Origin of the sequence: Corallococcus sp. AB038B (assembly GCF_003668955.1) — a bacterium.
Taxonomy (GTDB): Bacteria; Myxococcota; Myxococcia; order Myxococcales; family Myxococcaceae; genus Corallococcus; species Corallococcus exiguus.
This window is the reverse complement of record NZ_RAWO01000277.1, coordinates 1-401: the sequence shown is the minus strand read 5'-3', so window position 1 is coordinate 401 and position 401 is coordinate 1. Positions and strand designations below refer to the sequence as shown.

General features: G+C 68.6%; 1 protein-coding gene. It reads right to left on the bottom strand.

Annotation, left to right across the window (positions count from 1 at the left end; all coding sequences use genetic code 11):
* Positions 1 to 28: 28 nt before the first annotated feature.
* On the bottom strand, positions 29 to 401 hold a 373-nt coding region (locus tag D7Y04_RS43270), incomplete at its 5' end, for a LysR substrate-binding domain-containing protein (RefSeq protein ID WP_233601881.1).

The window sequence follows — 401 nt, the reverse complement described above, 5'->3', positions numbered from 1 at the left end:
TCGCTCGCCGGACGGGTCACGTCGCCCATCACGAGCGTTTTCGACGCGGGCCCTTGTGCGGAGGCACTGTCGGCTCGGCCAGCGTCGCCATGGCGTCCACGAAGAGTCGGACCTTGGCCGGGAGATTCAGCCGGCTCGGGTAGACGGCGTGGATGGCCCGTGACATCGCGGGCCGGGGACCGAAGAGAATCTTCAGCCGGCCCTCACGGACGGCATCCCGGCAAAGGATGGCGGGGACGCGCGCGATGCCGACCCCGTCAATCGCCGCGTCGCACGCGAGTTCGAGGTCATTCACGGTCAGGACCGGGTCGATTCGAGACTTCACTCCCTCGGCCTCCCACGTCTCGAACGCACTGAAGCCAATGCAGCGCGCGGAGCGGAGGTCCCTGGCGCTCGGCATG